This is a genomic window from Thiothrix caldifontis, from assembly GCF_900107695.1.
GTDB classification, from domain to species: Bacteria; Pseudomonadota; Gammaproteobacteria; order Thiotrichales; family Thiotrichaceae; genus Thiothrix; species Thiothrix caldifontis.
Genome location: NZ_FNQP01000004.1, coordinates 68,087 through 87,362, shown reverse-complemented (window position 1 = coordinate 87,362; position 19,276 = coordinate 68,087). Strand labels below are relative to the sequence as shown.

At 48.9% G+C, this 19,276-nt stretch carries 19 protein-coding genes; 13 read left to right on the top strand and 6 right to left on the bottom strand.

The window, feature by feature from the left end; genetic code table 11:
* Positions 1-2 precede the first annotated feature (2 nt).
* Together BLV87_RS04290 and BLV87_RS04285 are read left to right on the top strand one after the other, a co-directional pair.
* A complete protein-coding gene (locus BLV87_RS04290) occupies positions 3-1,460 on the top strand; it encodes a DegQ family serine endoprotease (RefSeq protein WP_093065746.1) in 1,458 nt (485 codons plus the stop codon).
* A gap of 196 nt (positions 1,461-1,656) precedes the next feature.
* Entirely contained in the window at positions 1,657-2,262 is a 606-nt protein-coding gene (locus BLV87_RS04285; protein WP_093065744.1) for a hypothetical protein, read from the top strand.
* On the opposite strand, the gene BLV87_RS04280 is transcribed toward BLV87_RS04285, so the two are convergent.
* Entirely contained in the window at positions 2,252-3,679 is a 1,428-nt protein-coding gene (locus BLV87_RS04280; RefSeq protein WP_245706914.1) for an FAD-binding oxidoreductase, read from the bottom strand. The genes BLV87_RS04285 and BLV87_RS04280 overlap by 11 nt on opposite strands.
* A 136-nt stretch (positions 3,680-3,815) precedes the next feature.
* Between BLV87_RS04280 and BLV87_RS04275 the strand changes: the two genes are divergently transcribed.
* Entirely contained in the window at positions 3,816-4,808 is a 993-nt protein-coding gene (locus BLV87_RS04275; protein WP_093065742.1) for a zinc-binding metallopeptidase family protein, read from the top strand.
* On the opposite strand, the gene BLV87_RS04270 is transcribed toward BLV87_RS04275, so the two are convergent.
* Positions 4,794-5,543 (bottom strand): proteasome-type protease, encoded by a 750-nt coding sequence (locus BLV87_RS04270; RefSeq protein ID WP_093065740.1) that lies wholly within the window; start codon positions 5,541-5,543, stop codon positions 4,794-4,796. The genes BLV87_RS04275 and BLV87_RS04270 overlap by 15 nt on opposite strands.
* A gap of 123 nt (positions 5,544-5,666) precedes the next feature.
* Between BLV87_RS04270 and BLV87_RS04265 the strand changes: the two genes are divergently transcribed.
* Both BLV87_RS04265 and BLV87_RS04260 read left to right on the top strand, forming a co-directional pair.
* Positions 5,667-6,395 (top strand): UDP-2,3-diacylglucosamine diphosphatase, encoded by a 729-nt coding sequence (locus BLV87_RS04265; RefSeq protein ID WP_093065738.1) that lies wholly within the window; start codon positions 5,667-5,669, stop codon positions 6,393-6,395.
* A 108-nt stretch (positions 6,396-6,503) separates the two neighbouring features.
* Entirely contained in the window at positions 6,504-6,866 is a 363-nt protein-coding gene (locus BLV87_RS04260; RefSeq protein WP_093065736.1) for a hypothetical protein, read from the top strand.
* A gap of 93 nt (positions 6,867-6,959) precedes the next feature.
* Here the strand turns inward: BLV87_RS04260 and mscL are convergent, their stop codons facing one another.
* The 3 genes from mscL to BLV87_RS04245 all read right to left on the bottom strand — a co-directional run bounded on the left by mscL (position 6,960) and on the right by BLV87_RS04245 (position 9,746).
* Positions 6,960-7,373 (bottom strand): large-conductance mechanosensitive channel protein MscL, encoded by a 414-nt coding sequence (mscL, locus tag BLV87_RS04255; RefSeq protein ID WP_093065734.1) that lies wholly within the window; start codon positions 7,371-7,373, stop codon positions 6,960-6,962.
* 147 nt (positions 7,374-7,520) lie between these two features.
* Entirely contained in the window at positions 7,521-8,264 is a 744-nt protein-coding gene (locus BLV87_RS04250; protein ID WP_093065732.1) for a HesA/MoeB/ThiF family protein, read from the bottom strand.
* Positions 8,265-8,399: 135 nt separating this feature from the next.
* Complete coding sequence (locus tag BLV87_RS04245; RefSeq protein ID WP_093065730.1) at positions 8,400-9,746, bottom strand: hypothetical protein; 1,347 nt, start codon at positions 9,744-9,746, stop codon at positions 8,400-8,402.
* A gap of 319 nt (positions 9,747-10,065) precedes the next feature.
* Here BLV87_RS04245 and BLV87_RS04240 point away from each other — a divergent pair, with 319 nt between their 5' ends.
* A complete protein-coding gene (locus tag BLV87_RS04240; RefSeq protein WP_093065728.1) occupies positions 10,066-11,268 on the top strand; it encodes an SEL1-like repeat protein in 1,203 nt (400 codons plus the stop codon).
* A 135-nt stretch (positions 11,269-11,403) separates the two neighbouring features.
* Positions 11,404-11,907, top strand: a complete 504-nt coding sequence (locus tag BLV87_RS04235) for an Rrf2 family transcriptional regulator (RefSeq protein WP_093065726.1) — start codon at positions 11,404-11,406, stop codon at positions 11,905-11,907.
* A 108-nt stretch (positions 11,908-12,015) separates the two neighbouring features.
* On the opposite strand, the gene BLV87_RS04230 is transcribed toward BLV87_RS04235, so the two are convergent.
* A complete protein-coding gene (locus tag BLV87_RS04230) occupies positions 12,016-12,330 on the bottom strand; it encodes a BolA family protein (RefSeq protein WP_093065724.1) in 315 nt (104 codons plus the stop codon).
* A gap of 92 nt (positions 12,331-12,422) precedes the next feature.
* Here BLV87_RS04230 and BLV87_RS04225 point away from each other — a divergent pair, with 92 nt between their 5' ends.
* From BLV87_RS04225 to BLV87_RS04200, 6 genes are read left to right on the top strand one after another with little or no spacing between them, the layout of a single operon-like run.
* Positions 12,423-13,394 carry an AAA family ATPase gene (locus tag BLV87_RS04225; RefSeq protein WP_093065722.1) on the top strand — a complete coding sequence of 324 codons (972 nt, stop codon included), beginning with the start codon at positions 12,423-12,425 and terminating at the stop codon, positions 13,392-13,394.
* Positions 13,394-14,329, top strand: a complete 936-nt coding sequence (locus BLV87_RS04220; protein ID WP_093065720.1) for a DUF58 domain-containing protein — start codon at positions 13,394-13,396, stop codon at positions 14,327-14,329. Before BLV87_RS04225 ends, BLV87_RS04220 begins: the two co-directional genes overlap by 1 nt.
* Complete coding sequence (locus BLV87_RS04215; RefSeq protein ID WP_093065718.1) at positions 14,326-14,802, top strand: DUF4381 domain-containing protein; 477 nt, start codon at positions 14,326-14,328, stop codon at positions 14,800-14,802. Before BLV87_RS04220 ends, BLV87_RS04215 begins: the two co-directional genes overlap by 4 nt.
* Positions 14,795-15,778: a vWA domain-containing protein gene (locus tag BLV87_RS04210; RefSeq protein WP_093065716.1), complete on the top strand. Its 984-nt coding sequence runs from the start codon at positions 14,795-14,797 to the stop codon at positions 15,776-15,778. Before BLV87_RS04215 ends, BLV87_RS04210 begins: the two co-directional genes overlap by 8 nt.
* A gap of 4 nt (positions 15,779-15,782) precedes the next feature.
* Positions 15,783-17,561: a VWA domain-containing protein gene (locus tag BLV87_RS04205; protein WP_245706913.1), complete on the top strand. Its 1,779-nt coding sequence runs from the start codon at positions 15,783-15,785 to the stop codon at positions 17,559-17,561.
* Positions 17,555-19,246 carry a BatD family protein gene (locus BLV87_RS04200; RefSeq protein WP_093065714.1) on the top strand — a complete coding sequence of 564 codons (1,692 nt, stop codon included), beginning with the start codon at positions 17,555-17,557 and terminating at the stop codon, positions 19,244-19,246. The genes BLV87_RS04205 and BLV87_RS04200 overlap by 7 nt, the downstream gene beginning before the upstream one ends.
* Positions 19,247-19,276 lie beyond the last annotated feature (30 nt).

The window sequence follows — 19,276 nt, the reverse complement described above, 5'->3', positions numbered from 1 at the left end:
TCATGTTCAAACGTAAGCAGCGGATGTTAAGCGCAGGTTTGCTGATGAGTTCTGTACTGGTGTTGGGAAGCCTGCCTGTATTGGCAGAAACCACAGCGCCGTTAGTATCAGCCCCTGTAACCACGCCAGCGCCTGCCCCGATTGCAGGCTCATTGCCAGAATTGACGACATTAATTAAACAAAATAGTCCGGCTGTGGTGAACATCAGCGTTGAAGCCAGCGCGTCGTCTAAGCGTATGGGCGGTTTACCGGAAGGTTTTCCACCTGAATTGGAGCGTTTTTTCCGGGGCTTGCCTGATAGCGAAAGTCCGCGTTCGGAGCGTGCACGAGCCAGTGGTTCAGGATTCATTATTTCAGCAGATGGCTACATTGTTACCAATGCCCATGTGGTGGAGGATGCTAAATCTATTACTGTCGGCTTGAATGATCGTCGTGAGTTACCTGCTGAAATCATTGGAGTTGATACCCTCAGTGACGTTGCTTTGCTGAAAGTAAAAGCCGAGAACCTGCCTACCGTGCAATTGGGTGATTCGAATGGCTTGGAAGTAGGGCAGTGGGTAGTAGCGATTGGTGCACCGTTTGGCCTTGACCTCACGGCGACGCAGGGCATTGTCAGTGCTTTATCGCGCAGCTTGCCGGATGGTACTTATGTTCCCTTTATCCAGACTGATGTGGCGGTGAACCCTGGTAATTCCGGTGGCCCCTTATTCGACTTGAGCGGACGTGTGGTCGGGGTAAATTCGCAGATTTATAGCCGTAGCGGTGGCTACATGGGGATTTCGTTTGCTATCCCGGTGAATGTGGCAAAAACCGTCATCGAACAGCTTAAGAGCAAAGGTAAAGTCGAACGCGGTTGGTTGGGTGTTGCGATTCAGGACATGAATCAAGATTTAGCCAGCTCTTTTAATTTGAATCAGCCTGATGGTGCATTGGTTTCTAGCGTCCAGCCGGGTAGCCCTGCCGATAAAGCCGGTGTGCAAGCGGGGGACGTTATCATCGGGTTTGGTGAGGGGAAGGTGAAATCTTCTTCTGACTTGCCATTGTTAGTGGGTAATACGCCAGTAGGTACACAAGTCCCCCTCAAACTCCTGAGGGCAGGGGCAGAAAAGAGCTTGGATGTTACGATTGCAAAATTAGGGGATGATGAAGAAGTTTCGCCAGTTGCAACGACTCCCGGTGAAAGTGGGATGTTAGGAGTGGCTGTTGCAACATTGAGTAGTGAAGAACTCAACACGCGCAAGTTGACCCATGGTGTTGTGGTCGAACAAGTTTTAGCAGATAGTCCAGCCGAACAAGCAGGCTTGACGGTGGGTGATGTTATTGTCTCCGTCAATAACCAACCGGTTAAAACGGCGGCTGATCTCAAGACGGTGGTACAGGCTGCACCAGCCGGTAAACCTATTGCCATGTTGATTATGCAAGGGGAACAAACCCGCTTTATTGCAGTCAACAAACCATAAGCACACATTAAGTACACCATTCTTTTCTTGGCACACTCCAAGCACTTTCCCCCGTCAGCGGATACGCACCGTGGCGGGGGATTTTTTTGTAGCTTGCCGGTTATCTGAAGATCACGAGAGTTTATTTGACGAACAGAAGACAGCGAACGTACAAGCCCGCATTATCAGTGTAATAAGCAACCCAAGGAATTGTCCTATGCCTGATGACATTGAAACTTACACTCCCCCGCTTGAAGAAACCCTTATGCCTGAAGCCAGCAGTTTGGAAGACAGCACGCCTGATGTAGAGCCTGACATATCGGCATTAGCACCTGAGCAGTCGGTTAACCCGCCTGCCGACTCGAATGATAAGGTGCTTACCTCTGCATTAGGTGTTTACCGTCAGCTTGTGGAGCAATTGGAAGCCAATAAGCAAACCATCCATACCAATCGCCATGAGCTTGCACACATCCGTCAACAAATCCGCGAACTTTCCGCACTCAGCAAGCGTGATCCCCGTGTGGAAGACGAAGCGGATAGCCATGGATTACACACCAGCAAAGTAGCCGCACAATACGACGATTGCGGTAGTATTATCGCTTATGCCGAACAAGTGCGGCGGCATGTGTATGACAATATTAATGAAGCAGAAGAACTGTTGTCACCCATGACCCAAAGCGTGGAATTGCTCAAATTACGGGTGCGTCACATTCGTTTGCTGGAAGGGTTGCTGGCAGCGCAGGAAAATGGCTTGCGGCTTGAAATTCAGCAGCGCAATGCGGATGCGTGTATCTGGCAATTGGCAGACATTCTCAAAGTTTGACGCTTTGTGGGTGACGAATCAGGTTGTCTGGGTCGAATTGGCGCTTGAGTGCCTGTAAACGGGGGTAAGAGTTGCCGTAATACGCTGCTTCCCAATTTGGTAATTCCACATCTGGGTAATTGCGGTAATGCGCTTTGATGCCCCCGGCAGTCAACATTCCTTGGATGTCACGCACGATGTGTTCCGCCATGTTAGTTTGTGTTGCTTTGTCGTAGTAGGTTTGCAATTCACCCAGATAGCCGAATGCGCGATGCGGGTAAGCAGCAGTAGCCTCTAATGTCGGGTTATTAATTGCCCCACCTAAGGTGTTAATTTGCAGAATAGTGGTCAATTTGGCGGCAGCAATTTGCTTACAAATGGTTGGTAACAGCGTTTTTATGTCCGTGAAATCACGGTAATAACCGGCAGAAACGTTCTTAAAATACATCGGATCCACTCCGCCTTTGTAACGTTGGATACCGGGTAAGAAAGCATCCTTGCGTGGGGTCAGGGTTTCAGTTGCCCCCGCTTTTAGTTTGGCAAGAATGGTTTTCAGGGATGTTGATGCGGTATTGCTAGTATCTGTCACAATCACGGTGACATGTTTACCATTCAGTACCCATGAGGAATAGGCAGTATTGGGCAAAGTTTTCATCCAGTCAAACCAGCGTTCTGCGAGTTGGGTAGCACTGCTTGGTGTCAAATTACGGTACTTGTAGCGGTAACTGCTGAAATAACTTGGGGCTGGGTGTGTATTAAATTCCAGCTCGGTAATGATACCGAAATTGCCATTGCCACCGCCTTTACAGCCCCATAACAATTCGGGGTTGTTGTTGGAATCGTGTAACTGGCCCTTACCATCCACCATGCGTACTCGTTGCAAGCTGTCACAGGTTAACCCCAATTGCCGGGCAAAAAAGCCGTAGCCACCCCCTAAGGTCAACCCTGCGACGCCAACCCCTGCACACGAACCGGCAGGGATCAAGCGCCCGTATTGATGCAAATATTCATACACCTTGCCGAGTTTCGCGCCCGGTTGGATAGTCAGGCGTTTCGTGGTTTTGTTGTACTTCGGTTTATTCATGCCGGATAAATCCAGCATTAGCCCGCCGTCATTGGTTGAGAAGCCTTCAAAGCTATGCCCGCCACTTTTGATCGCAACGGGGAGCTTGGCTGTTTGTGCGTAGGTAACGGCTTCTTGCACGCCTTTTTCATTGATACATACCGCAATGATTTTAGGCATGGCAGTAATGCGTTTGTTGAAAATCTGACGATGTTTGGCGTAATCGGCGTCATTCCGCAGCAGAAAGCGCACGTTGCGGCTGGAGATGGGGGCGTTACTATCAGCCTTGGCAGTGAGAGGGGAGTAGAAAGCGGGAAAGCTGGCAGCCAGCACCAAGGTGTCGAGTAAGAATTGGCGGCGGGTGGTGGTCGGCATAAGGATACTCTCTCGCTGGGTGATGTTTGAATCATACACGTTCTTGACCTAACCACAGAGAAATTTTATGTTGCCAATCAGGATGTTTGCCCCATACTTCACCCTAGTATGAAAATAGCACCGATGGAGGTCTTTCTTGAAGCGTTTCCACTGTATTTGCGGGCAAGAAGTTTTTTTCGAGGATAAAGACTGTCCCTGTTGTGGTAGCCCTTTAGGTTTTAACCCCGATACCTTACAAATGATCGTGCTACTTCGTGCGCCTCATTTGCGTGCTTGTGCGTTGCGTGATCACCCTGTTGGTTGCAATTGGGTGCTAACACAGGGGGATAGTCACAAGCAATGCCGTTCTTGCCGTTTGACTCGTACCGTTCCTGCGCAAAATATTCCAATTAATGTCCAGCGTTGGAAGGTTTTAGAGCGTGCTAAACGGCGCTTGGTATATTCCCTTATTGCGTTGGGATTGCCATTAGTTGGGCGCGAACAAGATCCTTGTCTGGGGTTGGTGTTTGATTTTCTGGAAGATCAGCGTACTAATCCATTGGTGAAAAAAAGATTGGTTTATACAGGGCATAAGAGTGGTGTCATTACGCTACATGCAGTGGAAGCGGATGATGCGCACCGTATGACGGCGCGAGAACAAATGAATGAGCGTTACCGAACGGTGCTAGGGCATATGCGCCATGAAAGTGGGCATTATTACTGGGATGCGTTGGTTAGGGATTCGGCATGGTATCCGCGTTTCCGCTACCTGTTTGGGGGAGAGGAAAACTATCGGCAAGCATTAGATTATTATTATGCTTATGGGCCTGTTCCCAACTGGGAAAAGCGCCATATCAGCGCGTATGCGAGTGCGCATCCATGGGAGGATTGGGCGGAAACATGGGCGCATTACCTGCACATTATGGATACGTTAGAAACTGCAACAGGTTTTGGTTTGATCCACCGTGATGCAGTTGACTCTAGTGGCTTTCATCTGTTGATGCAGGAATGGCGACAACTTACCCGTATGATGAATGCACTGAACCGCAGCATGGGGCAAGCAGACGCTTACCCCTTCACCTTATCACGGCAGGTGATTGTCAAGTTACGGTTTATTCACCAGTTGGTGACAGGTTCAGAAGGTATGTAGGTTGCTATCAGGTTGTGCATGGCTTTCTAGCCTAGGCATTGAGCGAAATGCACGGTTTAACTGATTGGCCCATTCGTGGCGAATTTCGAGCAAATACGGGTCTTCAGCTTCAAACTTGTAGTGTTTTGGCTTATTAAATTGATCGCGTGGGTAAATCAGCACTTCAATGGGGGGCCCCACACTGGCATTGCTTTTCATGGTGGAGTCCATCGAAATCAACGAGCAGATAGCAGCATCTTCCAAAGAGGCATCACGGGTGATGAAGCGATCCAGCACGGGTTTGCCGTATTTGCTTTCGCCAATTTGCAAATAGGGCGTGTCATCCGATGAGGTAATGTAGTTACCTTGCGGGTAGATCATGTAAATGTTGGGGTTGCGCCCTTGAATCTGCCCTCCCAAGATCAGGGTGGCATCGGGTACAAAGCCGGTTTGCTCCGTATGTTTACGGATGCGAGTGACCAATACATCCCCTAGGTATTCAGCAACATCGGCTAGGTAATTCAGCGTATTGATATTGCGTGGTGCACCTTCTTGGACATCACGGCGAATTTGTTGAATCACGCCTTGGGTAGTTGCGAGGTTCCCTGCACTCATAATCACTAAACAACGGTCGGGCGTGGTGATGCAACGGTGCATCTTGCTGTAAGTGCTGACATGATCAATACCTGCATTCGTGCGAGAATCAGAGGTTAATACAAGCCCAGCATCGAGAGAAATGCCAATACAATATGTCATGTCGGTTTAAGGGGTAGTTAAGGTTAAGATAACTTATTAGACTCTTTGCGGCAGGTCAATGTTCTCGTGACGTTGTTTGTTATTTTGCGACGATAATAATGGTTTTTAGGATAAGTGATAGCTATGTCAAGCTGGTTTATTGCAGATTTACACTTAGATGCGTCTCGACCCGGCACTATTCAGTTGTTGCTGGAGTGGTTGGCACAGCTTGAGGAACACACAGAAGCTTTATATATTTTGGGGGATTTATTTGAATATTGGGTAGGTGATGATGCTTTACAGACGGAATATACTGTTCGGTTGCAGCCGGTAGTGGCGCGTTTGCGGCAATTGCGTGAACGTGGGGTACAACTTTACTTCCAGCACGGCAACCGTGATTTTTTGGTAGGTGAAGCATTCGCGGCAGCGACAGGATGTATCTTATTACCAGAGCGCCACCTGATTGACCTGTATGGTACACCGACGTTATTGCTACACGGTGATACGTTGTGTACGGATGATGTGGACTATCAGCAAGTCCGTCAGTTATTTCGTAACCCACAATGGCAGCAGCAATTTTTGGCTTTACCCTTAGCAGAGCGTATCCGCCAAGCTGAAGCGATGCGGGCGCAAAGTCGCCTGAGTATGCAGGGCAAGTCAGAAACTATTTTGGATGTCAATCAACAAGCTGTGGTGGATACCTTGCGTGAAGCCGGGGTATTGCGTTTGATTCATGGGCATACGCACCGCCCAGCTATCCATGATGTCAAGTTGGCGGATGCTACAGCGCAACGTTTTGTATTGGGTGACTGGCACGAAGACAAGCTCAGTTTTCTACGTATTGATCATGAGGGTTTGCACTTGGAATATTAAAGTCGAGGCATGGGATGGATACATGCGTCCGTTATTGTGGTTGATTCACTTCAAAATTATCCGACGTATTGTACTAATATCTAAACAACCAATGTCGAGAGAAGTGTGATGGATAAATCAGTACAAATGGATGCAGTCAATGCTTTGAAAGACTGGAGTCGTTGGCTAATCGGGCTAAATACCGTATTAGGTGGCGGCTGTCTGGCAATCCTGCAAACCGGTAATATGGCAGGCATGTCCCGGATGTTCATGGTGCTTGCCATTGTGGCTTTTTTAGGATCAGTATTGTGTGCCATTCTGTTGGGGAGGGCACTAGCTTCGCTGGTAGAGCATATTCCGACAGTGAACAGTATTTACGAGTTTACTAACGGGATGGGGTTGTCAGTCAAACGTCTTGCCCAACTGCAATTGCTGATATTTCTGCTTGCTTGTCTATGCATGGGGATATGGTTGGTGTTAAAAATTAACTGATATAGCCTTAGCAGCAAGGCTGGCGGGGTATTGATGATGCGAGATGCATATAGAGGCATGGGATACATGCCCCTATCGTTAATAGGGAGCAACTTACTTTTGTTTCAACAAGTCGCGGATTTCACCAAGTAATACTTCTTGGTTTGACGGTGCAGCAGGTGCTTCAGGTGCTGTTTCTTCTTTACGCTTAAGCTTGTTCATGGCTTTGATGGCAATGAAAATGGCCAGTGCCACAATGGTAAAATCGAAAATGGTTTGAATGAATGCGCCGTAAGCCAATACTAGATCAGGTATAGGAGGTACAGCGTTTGGATCCCCTGCTTTTAGCATGATCCCCATTTTACTAAAATCGACCCCGCCTACGAGCAAGCCCAGTAGTGGCATCACGATACCATCCACGAATGATGAGACGATTTTTCCAAAGGCTGCACCAATGATGACACCGACGGCGAGATCCACAACATTACCCTTCATGGCGAACTCTTTGAATTCACTGACAAAACTCATAAATACCTCCAGTTATTTAAAAAACCGTTTATTAGACGATAAAGATACCCTTCTGGTTCATTTTGCGACCTTAAGTGTAGAGCATCTATTGAGCTATCGCTTTCAGATAATACCGAACATTTTCGGTATGAATAGCAAGGTTGCTGTTTAGTGAACCTGACAAACAGGGCAGGTTGGATCCTGTTTTAGGTGCATTTCGCGCCATTGCATGTATTTCGCGTCCAGCAGTAAGAGCCGTCCATGCAGCGTTGGCATCTGGAGCAATGCTTTGAGGGTTTCGGTAGCTTGCATACTACCGATAATGCCTGCGACGGGTGCAAGAATGCCGGTCGTGCTACAGGTATCTTCATTGTCACCGTCTTCGCTGTACAGGCAGCGGTAGCAAGCGACACTGGGTTGGCGAAAGTCAAAAGTGGTTATTTGACCTTCCATACGAATCACAGCTCCTGAAATCAAGGGTTTTCCGGCAGTTTTACAGGCTACGTTGAGTTGAAAGCGGGTAGGGAAGTTATCGCTACAATCCACAACGACGTCGTGTGAAGTAACCGTACTAAGCAGTTCAGTGTATTCAAGTTTTTGTTGAATGGTGTGTATTTGAATGGTCGGGTTTAAAGCCCTGGCAGTTTGCGCAGCAGATTCCACCTTGGGTTGTCCGATAGTCGTGGTGGTGTGGATGACTTGGCGTTGTAAATTGCTTAAATCCACCGTATCGAAATCGACCAAGGTGAGTTGCCCGACACCAGCGGCGGCGAGGTAAAGTGTAACCGGTGCACCTAAGCCCCCCATGCCGATGATGAGCGCTTTTGAGGCTAACAGGCGTTCTTGCCCGCTGATGTCAACGTCGGGTAACAGAATTTGGCGACTGTAGCGGAGTAGGTATTCATCGTTCATAAAATTTATATCAATCTACGTTTGAAGCAACAGATTGTATGATTTACTGGTAGGTCTTGAAACAAGAATGTGATAACGGCGACAGGTAGTGATTACCTGCCCCGTATTATTTGCTTAGACGTTGTAAGCTAAAAATCAGGGTTGCAGCGGTGTACTGACCCCTGTCCATGTGCTGGTTTCAACATCATCAATTACGCCATTTTCCAGTTGCGCGAAAACACCTTTGAAGGTGCTGTTTATATCTCCGCCAGCCAGTGCGAAGTAGAGAGTCTTCGTCGTACCAAAGGTTGCCTGAATCAGGTTGCTGACGCCGGGAGTCTCAGAAGCTGACAGGGTGTACTCGGAAAACTCACCACCACACCTCTCCCTGATGATCAAATTAGAGTGGGCGAATGTGAAAGTACGGGCGCTGCATTCTGTTTCATCACTGGTGTCATCAGCAAAGTGCTTGCCTTCCAGTGCCGCGAGGGTCAACGGTTTGGCTGGATGCCATTGAACTAAGCTGGCTTCACCGGAGCCGTCGGTATTTTCAGCCATGAAGTCAAGGGTATTGTCATCCTGACTGAGTTTGTGGAGTTTGTATTGGGAACTCTCACCTGCTGTGAATGTGAATAACAGTTCACCGTTATTCAATTGCCAAGTACCGCCCATGGATTCAGGTTCAGAATCACTAAAGGTGCTGGAGGTATTACCAGTCGTGGTGCTAGGAATGGGACTAGATATGATAGGAGCAGTGACGCCAGGAGCAATGATAACGTTGTTATAAGGAACTGATCTATCTTCGGAATAAATTGAGAAGGTTCCATCCGTTTTAACAACGGCAAGTTCGGTATATCCACCCTTTACCGTAGTAAAGACTTTGCCGGATACGTCGCTGCTTTGCCAAGGGATGGAGCCTGCTGACTGGTAAACGTGGTGGCTTGCAGCGTCTTCGCTGACGACACTCTGATGAACCAATGCAACTTGGCTATTCGTCTGGATTGTGGTCAATGTCGGCGCATTCAAGATCGTTTCGATGCACTTGATATTGCGGCATTCACCGCCATTCGCAATCAGCGCGGTCAGATCATTTTTGACGGATGTATCCAGTTTGATTTTGGATACATCAATCAGATCAGGATTCACATCCGTGTCGAGGGTTTGCAGAAGCTGTGCGATATGTATATTTCCCTGTGAAATCGCAGTGACCAATACTCTCGTTTGTGCTTGGGTTGAGCCGATTTCAACACCGTCGATGATAAAGGTAACGGTTTCACCAGCGATGAACTTGAATTCGCCCTTCTCATTGGTGACGCCGCTTTGTGTGGGCGTTTTGTAAGCCAGCCCTTTCACGGGGGCGTCGATGAAAACCCCGGTTTTAACGCTGGTGTCAGTGGCAGTTATCGAATTACTACCGCCGCCGCAAGCAGATAGCAAAACAAGACTGGAAGCCAGCAGAGTAGTGGCGGCAAAAGTCGCAAAACGCGATGTCATCTGATGCATGATTTATCCCCAAATTATGGAACACAAAAAAGCAGCGCACCGGTTAGCCCGGAGCGGCAAGCCCTATTCGTTGTATGTTTTATGCCCAATCAACGAACTAACGGGAGATTAACACAATGCAAGTAATGAATGGTTTACATGCCATCAATTTTTTAGCACTTTTATAAAAATTTTTCGATAGGTGAACTTGCCAGCATCTTTAAAGGCTAACATTTTGCTAAAAAAGAATGTTCATCTGGGGTTAGGGTGATGGTCTGCAAAATAACCGTTAGTTATTATATTGATAATCATAAATTCTTTATTGAGTATCGGGGCGGTCATGAAAATAATAAAAGTTTTGTTATTGGGGATGATGGCGAGTGCCATATTGCCACTTTCTGTTACTGCTAACCCGCAAATTGCACCCGCACAGCCGGTTAACATGAGTGAAGCTCCGCCACCGTGGAATGCTAATACAGAACCTCAAGTAGTGGCGACACAGCCTGCGGTAATATCTCGCCAAGGTTCTAGCGTGGAAAATTGGTATCGCAATCGCCGCAAAACAGAGACTAGCGTGGATGCGGATTTGGCGGCGTTACAGGCGTCTGCCGAGAGGGGTGATGCTAAAGCGCAATACAAGTTAGCGATGTTGTACCGTAATGATGAAAATCCACAAGCCGATCTCAAAAAGTCTTTGGATTGGCAACAACGTGCGGCGCAAGCAGGGTATATGGAAGCCCAATATGGTTTAGGCTTATTGTATGCGAATGGGCAATATGTCCCCGCTGATAATCATCAGGCACGCCACTGGTTTGAGAAAGCTGCGGCACAAGGCCATGTGGCTGCTCGTTTAGCACTGCTTTCCTTGGATAGTGGTGCACCAGCACAGGCAGTAGCTGCATCAACCAACCTTCAGACTGAATCCCCACCACAACCTGCTGATATTCAGTCTATTGCAGCTTTGCAGCAGCCTGTTAGTACCCCTACAGTTGCCGCAAGTTCTGTTCCTGTAATCCCTATTATCAACCCAGCCAGTCGTCCGGAGCCAGTGGCGACACCTGTTTCCCGCCCCATGATGGCGCAACAAGAGGATCAGGACGCAGGTGCTGCGGGAAGCTTGGATTTAACGGGTATCGAACCTGAGGTATTACGTCAGTCAGCAGATTCAGGCGATAAGCAAGCGCAACTGATGTTGGGTACAATGTATGAAGATGGCCTTGGTGGTCTCCCTTCTGATTTACGGGAAGCGGCTTATTGGTATGAGCAAGCAGCGAAGCAAGGCTATCCCAAAGCGCAGTACAACCTCGGCTTATTGTATGAAGATGGACGTGGCGTTAACCAAAATGATAACCAAGCGGCTTACTGGTACGACAAGGCTGCGAAAGCAGGCTTCACTGAAGCACAAAACAACTTAGGCGTTTTGTTTGTATTGGGCAAAGGTGTGAAGCAAGATCGCAAAAAAGCTGAAAAGTTATTTAGCGATGCTGCGAATAAAGGCAATGCAGATGCTCAGCGAAATTTGGATATGTTACGAAAAGGTTAAATAATTGTAATGTTTTCAACAAAAAAGTTCGATTATTTCGATGTTTTTTAATAAAAAATTCGACTTTTTCTTAATGTTTGGTTCTCGTATAGTGCTTGTCAGAGATGAATGACAAGAACTCATTAGGAGACAGACATGAAACTATCCACACAAGGTCAACATGCCATTATGGCGATGCTGGCATTGGCTATCCACGATGACGAGGGTGCAGTGCGCTTGGGTGATCTGGCAGCACAGCAAGGAATTTCGTTGTCTTATCTGGAACAGATATTCGCCCGATTACGTCACGAAGGCTTAGTTGAAGGCATTCGCGGCCCCGGCGGTGGTTACCGGTTAAGCCGCCATGCTGATGAAATTACCTTGGCAGAAATTGTCCAAGCTGCTGAGGACGATGCGGTTGTCGAGATGAATGCCTTGCAAGGTTCTGCCGGGCGTGATCAGCATTTAGTGCAACAAATGTGGTCAGACCTGAGCGGTCAGTTTTACCGCTTCATGGAAGACATTACGCTCGACAGCTTAATGGAAGGCCATGAACTGCCGCGTAAATCTTACCAGATGGGCGAAACCGCCAGTTTAATTGCCAGAATGTTCCCCGCAAGGGAACTAAGACCCAGCATGGCGCATCAAATGGCTATGTAGATTGAAAGATAATAGATAACGCAAACGTTTTCGCATTGCTGCCCAGACTCCTCCAAATAGGGCAGCATCTCCCAGCGGGGTTGTCCTGAGCCAACAACCCTGCTTTTTTTATGCCTTGCCGCCCCCCATACACAACGGCGATTCTGCCACTTTCCCACCTTTGGCAAAATGTTCCTCCGGTGTCAGCGTATGCAGTGCCAAAGCGTGAATTTTGCCATTCAGCTCTTCTGCTAAAATGCCATTAATCTGTCGATGGCGTGCAATCAGCATTTTTCCGTTGAACTGTGCGCTCACAACAGTCACTTTGAAGTGCGATTCGGAACCGGGTGGTACGTTGTGCATATGGCTTTCATTGAGGACTTCGAGAAAGTCAGGCTGCATAGCTTGTTGGATTTTCTGTTCAATTTGAGTCTGGATGGTCATAATCTTCACACTTGAATTAACGATGATTAACTTGAAACCACGGGAACGGGGCGCGTATATTCCGCCCTACACCCACATAATGACCTGCGAACATGAACCAAAAAGAAAACTTTGACAAGTTGTCCCAGTATTTGCAAAGCAAAATCATTGGGCAAAAATCCCTGATCAATCGTCTCATGATTGCCTTATTGGCAGATGGGCATTTGTTGGTAGAGGGTGCACCGGGTTTGGCGAAAACCCGTGCTATCCAGATGTTAGGGCAGGGTATCGAAGGGGATTTTCACCGCGTCCAGTTCACCCCCGATTTGTTGCCAGCGGATATTACTGGTACGGAAGTTTTTCACCCGAATGATGGCTCATTCCACTTTCAAAAAGGCCCATTGTTCCATAACCTGATTCTTGCGGATGAAATCAACCGTGCCCCGGCAAAAGTGCAATCCGCTTTATTGGAAGCGATGGCAGAACGTCAGATCACGGTCGCGGGTACGACATGGAAATTGCCGGAGCCGTTCTTGGTTATGGCAACCCAGAACCCCATTGAGCAAGAAGGCACCTACCATTTGCCAGAGGCGCAACTTGACCGTTTCCTGATGCACGTTATCGTGGATTACCCCACCCCGGCAGAGGAAAAAGTCATCCTGCATTTGGGGCGTAAAGAAGCCATGCAACAAGTCCGTCATGAAAAAGAAGCGGTTGCACCCTTGGTTAGCCGCGAAGATGTGGCAATGGCACGTCAGGATGTGCTGAATATTTACATGACCGATAAAGTGGAAACGTATCTGTTACAACTGGTACTGGCTACCCGCAACCCTGAACGTTACGGCAAATCCTTAGCGGGTAGCATTGCTTATGGCGGTAGCCCGCGAGCAACGCTTTCCTTGGATCGTTGCGCCCGCGCTCATGCGTGGTTGGCGGGGCGTGATTTTGTCAGCCCGGAAGATGTACAGGCGGTGGCACATGACGTCTTACGCCACCGTTTGCTGCTAACGTTTGAGGCGGAAGCCGATGGCATGACAGCTAATCACATTATTGATGAATTACTCGCATTGGTGGCAGTACCCTGATGGCACAGGCAGCGGTTGAACGTACCCACAATCAGGCAGGTGAGGGTATTGTGTTTAGCTCCTTGCAATCCCTATTGCGTTTGCAAGGGCAGGTAAGGACGCTGCATTTGGCGAAAAAACACATTCGTTCGCGTCATGCAGGGTTACACCGTTCAGTCCACAAAGGTCGGGGCATGGACTTTGCGGAATCACGGATGTACCAGCCCGGTGATGATATTCGTACCATTGACTGGCGGGTAACGGCACGTAGTGGGCGTGTGCATACCAAAGTGTTTGAGGAAGAACGTGAAAAGCCGGTGTTATTGTGGGTGGATTTACGTCCGTCGATGTTTTTTGCTACCCGTGGGCGTTTTAAATCCGTGTTGGCAGCACAAATTGCGGCATTACTGTTGTGGAAAACCCTTGATGACGGTGACCGCATTGGTGGGATTTTGCAAAATGGTCAACATGCCGAATTTAAGCCATCGCGTAGTCGTTCCGCTGCTTTGCACCTGTTGCGCCAGTTGAGCGATATGACCCTCGCTTCGACTGAGCGTAGCCAAAGCGATTTGCAAGCCAGTTGGACACGGTTACGACGGGTGACACAACCCGGTAGTCAGCTTTTTATTCTGAGCGATTTTCGGCAAGTGACTCCTAGTGCTTTGCGGCAACTGGCGATGATCGCGCAACATTCCCAACTGACATTGATCGCGATTCATGACCCATTTGAGGAACACCTGCCCAAGACGGGGAGTCTGCGTTTGACCGATGGCAAACGTCATGTGTTACTGAATTTGGGGCTGCGGCTTTGGCGCGAACGTTACCTCAATCGGGTCGCTCAATCCGCTAAAACATTGCAGGAATTCAGCCGTAGCTACCGTATTCCGTTAGTACAATTATCCACTGCTGATAGCGATAATGAGCGTTTGCTGAAAGTATCACGGGGGTTGCGATGAACCCGGATGAATTACCGTTACGCGATATTCACCTGCCTGAACCCGTTAGTTGGTGGCCGCCAGCAATAGGATGGTGGTTCATGGCTGGTTTGATGCTGTTTGTCATTGTGTGGTTGTTCTGGCGTTGGCAGCAGCAAAAACGCACCGAACAGCGTTTGGAAACAGCTTTGTTGGAGTTGGAGCGTTTACAAGGTCAATACGGGGCTAATACGAAAGAGTTGTTGCGTGAATTGTCGGTGCTATTGCGTCGTGTGGCGATTAGCGAATACGGGCGACAAAGGGTTTCTGGTTTGACAGGCGCAGCTTGGGTCAAGTTTTTAGATGAAAAAGCGGGCAAACCGCTATTCAGTGGCAAGTTGGCACATTTGTTGACAGAAGTGCCGTATCGCCCCGAAACACAAGCCGAAACGAAGGCGGTGTTGCAAGCCATTCGTGAGTGGATCAAGTTGCAACGAGGGAAACAGCATGTATGAGTTTCTCTGGTGGTGGATGTTTTTGTTGTTACCTTTGCCCCTGTTGGTACGTTGGTGGTTAAAGCCTGCTGAACCCAAACAAGGAGTTGCGTTGAAAGTTCCATTTTTGGAGAATTTTCAGCAAGGTGGCAAGGTATTGGGGCGTTCGTGGTTTGGATTGCTGGCCTTATTGCTGGCAAGTGTGGCTTGGGTCATGTTGGTAGCGGCGGCTGCACGTCCGGTATGGGTTGGTGATAGTTTGGCTATGCCAGTGTCAGGACGGGATCTGATGTTAGCGGTGGACTTATCCGGCAGTATGCAAGAACAAGATTTTATCCTTAACGGACAGGTGGTTGACCGACTGGTGGCGACCAAAGCCGTGGCAGGTGAGTTTGTCCGCAAGCGTACCGGGGATCGTATCGGTATGGTGTTATTCGGTGACCAAGCGTATTTACAAGCACCGTTAACCTTTGATCGTCAGACTGTATTGCAATTGTTGAACGAAGCGCAAATCGGTTTGGCAGGTGAACGTACCGCGATTGGCGATGCGATCGGCCTTGCGCTCAAGCGCTTACAAGATAGCCCGGAAAAAAATCGGGTGTTAATTTTGATGACGGATGGCGCGAATACGGCGGGTAGTGTTAGCCCTTTGGAAGCGGCTGAAATGGCAGCAGCGGTTGGTTTGAAAATTTATACGGTGGGAATCGGTTCGGAAAGTGATCAGATGCGCAGTGTGTTCGGTTTTCAATTAATGAATCCTTCAGCGGATTTGGATGAGCGCACCTTGAAAGCGATTGCCTCCAGTACAGGAGGGATGTATTTCCGCGCCCGCGATACTGAAGAGTTCCACAAAATCTATGAGGAACTTGATCGGTTAGAACCTGTAGAAAAAGAAGCGCAACAATGGCGTCCGCAGCAAGAATTATTCCGTTGGCCATTGTTGGCAGCGTTGTTATTTATGCTGTTGGCAGTCACGTTGCGGATGAGACGGGGGTAATGGCATGGTATTGAACGATCTGCATTTTCTGCACCCGGAATGGTTATGGTTGTTAGGCGTCATTCCGTTTGTTTGGGGCATAAAGTGGTTTCATGCTCGCCAGCAAGGGGGCTGGGAGCGGCTTGTTGATAAGCAATTGATGCCGTTTGTATTGAGTGGTTCAGCAGGTAGTTTGGGGTGGGGTACATTGGTCTGGCTCTCGTTGGTGTTACTGGTCGGCATTTTAGCCATGGCAGGCCCTGCGTGGGATAAGCGGGAAGTTCCGGTGTTTCGCAATCAACAAGCCTTGGTGGTGGCAATGGATTTTTCTGCTTCTATGTATGCTGAAGATGAAAAACCCAACCGGATTACCTTGGCGCGTTTTAAACTGCTGGATATTCTCAATTCCCGCAACGATGCACAAAATGGATTGGTGGTGTTTGCAGGGGATGCCTTTACCGTTACACCGCTAACGGATGATATTGATACGATTGAGGAGCAGGTCAAAAACCTTTCGCCAGAGATCATGCCAGCGCCCGGTAGTTTATTAACACCTGCGATTCAACGTTCAGTCGAATTATTGCAACAGTCGGGGATGAAGCAGGGCAATATTTTACTGATTACTGATGGAGTATCGGATACGCAAGCCGCGCTTTCCGCCGCTGAAGAAGTGCGAGGTTTGGGCTACCGGGTATCGGTATTGTCGTTAGGTACAGCAGAGGGAGCGCCGATTGCCCGTGCTAAAGGTGGTTTCCTGCTCGATAGTTTTGGCAAAACGGTAATTGCTAAGGTCAATCTGGATGATTTGGAACGGATTGCTGATGCCGGAGGCGGTATATTCGTTAAAGCAGCCTTGGGTGATGCTGATGTGAGTGCGTTGAGCCAACGTTGGCAGACCATTGATAAGGGTATGTTGACCCAAGCCAAAGGTTTGCAGACCGATACTTGGGTCAATGAGGGGTACTGGCTGGTATTGTTGCTGTTGCCTGTTGTGGCGTTAGCATTTCGGCGTGGTTGGTTGGGGGTTGTCGTGGTCTGCGTTTTATTGCCACAACAGCAACCCGTCTACGCTTTTAGTTGGGATGAATTGTGGCAAACACCAGACCAACAAGCACAAGCCGCGCTGGAGAATGGTGAGTTAGAACGTGCTGCTGGTTTATTTCAAAATCCTGATTGGAAAGGTGCTGCTGCCTACAAAAATAAGGATTACGCCACAGCAGCGCAACTGTATGCCACGCAAAATAGCCTTGATGCACAATACAATTACGGTAATGCTCAAGCCAAGGCAGGTAAATTTCAAGAGGCGATAGCGGCTTATCAGCAAGTGTTGGCGGCTAATCCGAATCATGCTGATGCGCAACATAACCTAAAAATCCTTGAGGATGCGTTAAAACAACAGCAACAGGGGCAAAGCGACCCCCAGCAACAGCCTGAACAAAACCAGCAGCAAAATCAGCAACAGTCTGGTGCAGACGCACAACAGCAACAAGGTCAGCAAGGCCAGCAAGGTCAAGAACAACAGCAGCAATCGGCTGCTGAGGAACAGCAACCACAAGCAGATGCAGCTAAGGCGGCTGAGGAACAAGCCAAGCAACAGGAACAGCAACAAGACGCGCCAGAGCAAGCCGATAAGGCAAAGCAAGACGAAGCGGAAAGCAAAGAAGATCCGCAACAGCGTGAGCAAGAACAGGCGACGGAACAATGGTTACGGCGTATTCCTGACGATCCCTCTGGCTTGTGGCGACGTAAATTTCAGTACCAATATCAACAACGGGGTGCACAAACGCGAGGTGATGAATGGTAAGGTGGTTATTGTTTGCGATGTTGTGGTGTTTGTCACTGAGTATCAATGCGGCTACTATTGTTGCTCAGCTTGATCGTAACCCCGTGGCTTTGGGTGATCCCGTCGTCCTCACATTCACGGTGGACGGCATGGTCTCAGGCGAACCCGATTTTTCCCCCTTGCAACAGGATTTTGAGATACGCGGGCGTTCGCAAAGCAACAGTTTCACGGTCATTAATGGCGTTAGTACGGTCAATACGCAATGGGAATTGCGTTTATACCCGCGTAAAACAGGGACATTGCCGATTCCTGCCATTGCATTTGGGAGTGATCAAAGCCAGGCACTGGATTTGCAAGTCACGGAACAACCTCAGCCTGCTGCTGGCGGTACACCCGATATTTTCATTGAACTCACCGCCGAGCCGCAACAGCCGTTTGTGCAGCAGCAAACCATCATTACCCAACGTATGTTTCACATCACACCACTGGAGTCACAGGCCAGTTTGAGTCATCCACCGATTGACAGTGGTAAAGGTAACATCCAGCAAGTTGGTAATACACGCAATACCACGATGCTGCGTAACGGGCGTAACTATCAAGTGATTGAACGCCGTTATGCGTTGATCCCGCAGCAAAGTGGCAGCTTGACGCTGGGGCGTACTACCTTTGAAGGCGTGCTTGCCGAACCGGGCGCTGCGAGTAGCAATTTTGATCCGTTTGGTCTGAGTGGCAAGCGCATTCGCCGTTTTTCTGAACCATTGACGCTTCACATTCAGGAACAACCTGCGAATTACACTGGCAAGCAATGGTTGCCCGCGAATAGCCTCACGTTGAATGCTCACTGGCAAATCCCCGCAGACAAACTGAAAGCGGGTGAACCTGTGACGCTGACCTTAGCTATTGTTGCAGATGGTTTGGCTGCCGAGCAGTTACCTAAGTTGGAAATAGCCGTGCCTAACGGCATCAAAGCCTATACCGACCAGCCAGAATTACGTAATGATGCTGGCAAAAATGGTGTCGTTGGAGTGCGTCAGGAAAAATGGGTGGTCGTTGCACCTTACAATGGCGAGTATTCGTTTCCGGGTGTGACGGTGGATTGGTGGAATACCAGTACGAGCCAGCAGGAAACCGCACGGGTTGAGCCGGTGAAAATGGTGGTGACAGGTGGTCAGGTTGCCCCCGCAGGCACAATGTCTACACCTAGTCAGTCTCAGGCCATCGCGCCTTCTCCATCTAACCCCACCTTGGTGTCGGATAAGGTGATAACTGAGACGTCATGGTTTTCATGGCGTCGGTTCGCAGCAGCGTTATTGTTTGTGTGGAGTATGGTATCCCTTGCTTGGTTAGGGTGGCGCTGGTGGTCTTTCCGTAGCGGGGGGGAGCAGGTTTCCAATAAACCAGGCGTTAAGGCAGTGTGGAAACGCTTGGAACAGGCGTGTCAACACAATCAACCGCAAGCGACCCACGCAGCTTTGTTGCAATGGATTGATGTGGGTTTGAATATCCGCCCCGCCGTGCTGACGACATTGCGTGCGCAGGCATCCCCGCGTTTACAGGCTGAGATTGATGCGCTGAATGCGGTGTTATACGGGCGCAGTAGTGGTGGTTGGAAAGGTGCTGGTTTGTGGCAGGCACTGCAAGATTTCCAGTCATCGCCAACGGTACACGCCAAAGAATCAGCACTTGCAGTATTATACCCAGATTAATCTGAACGAAGTGAATGTTTGGGGTCTAAA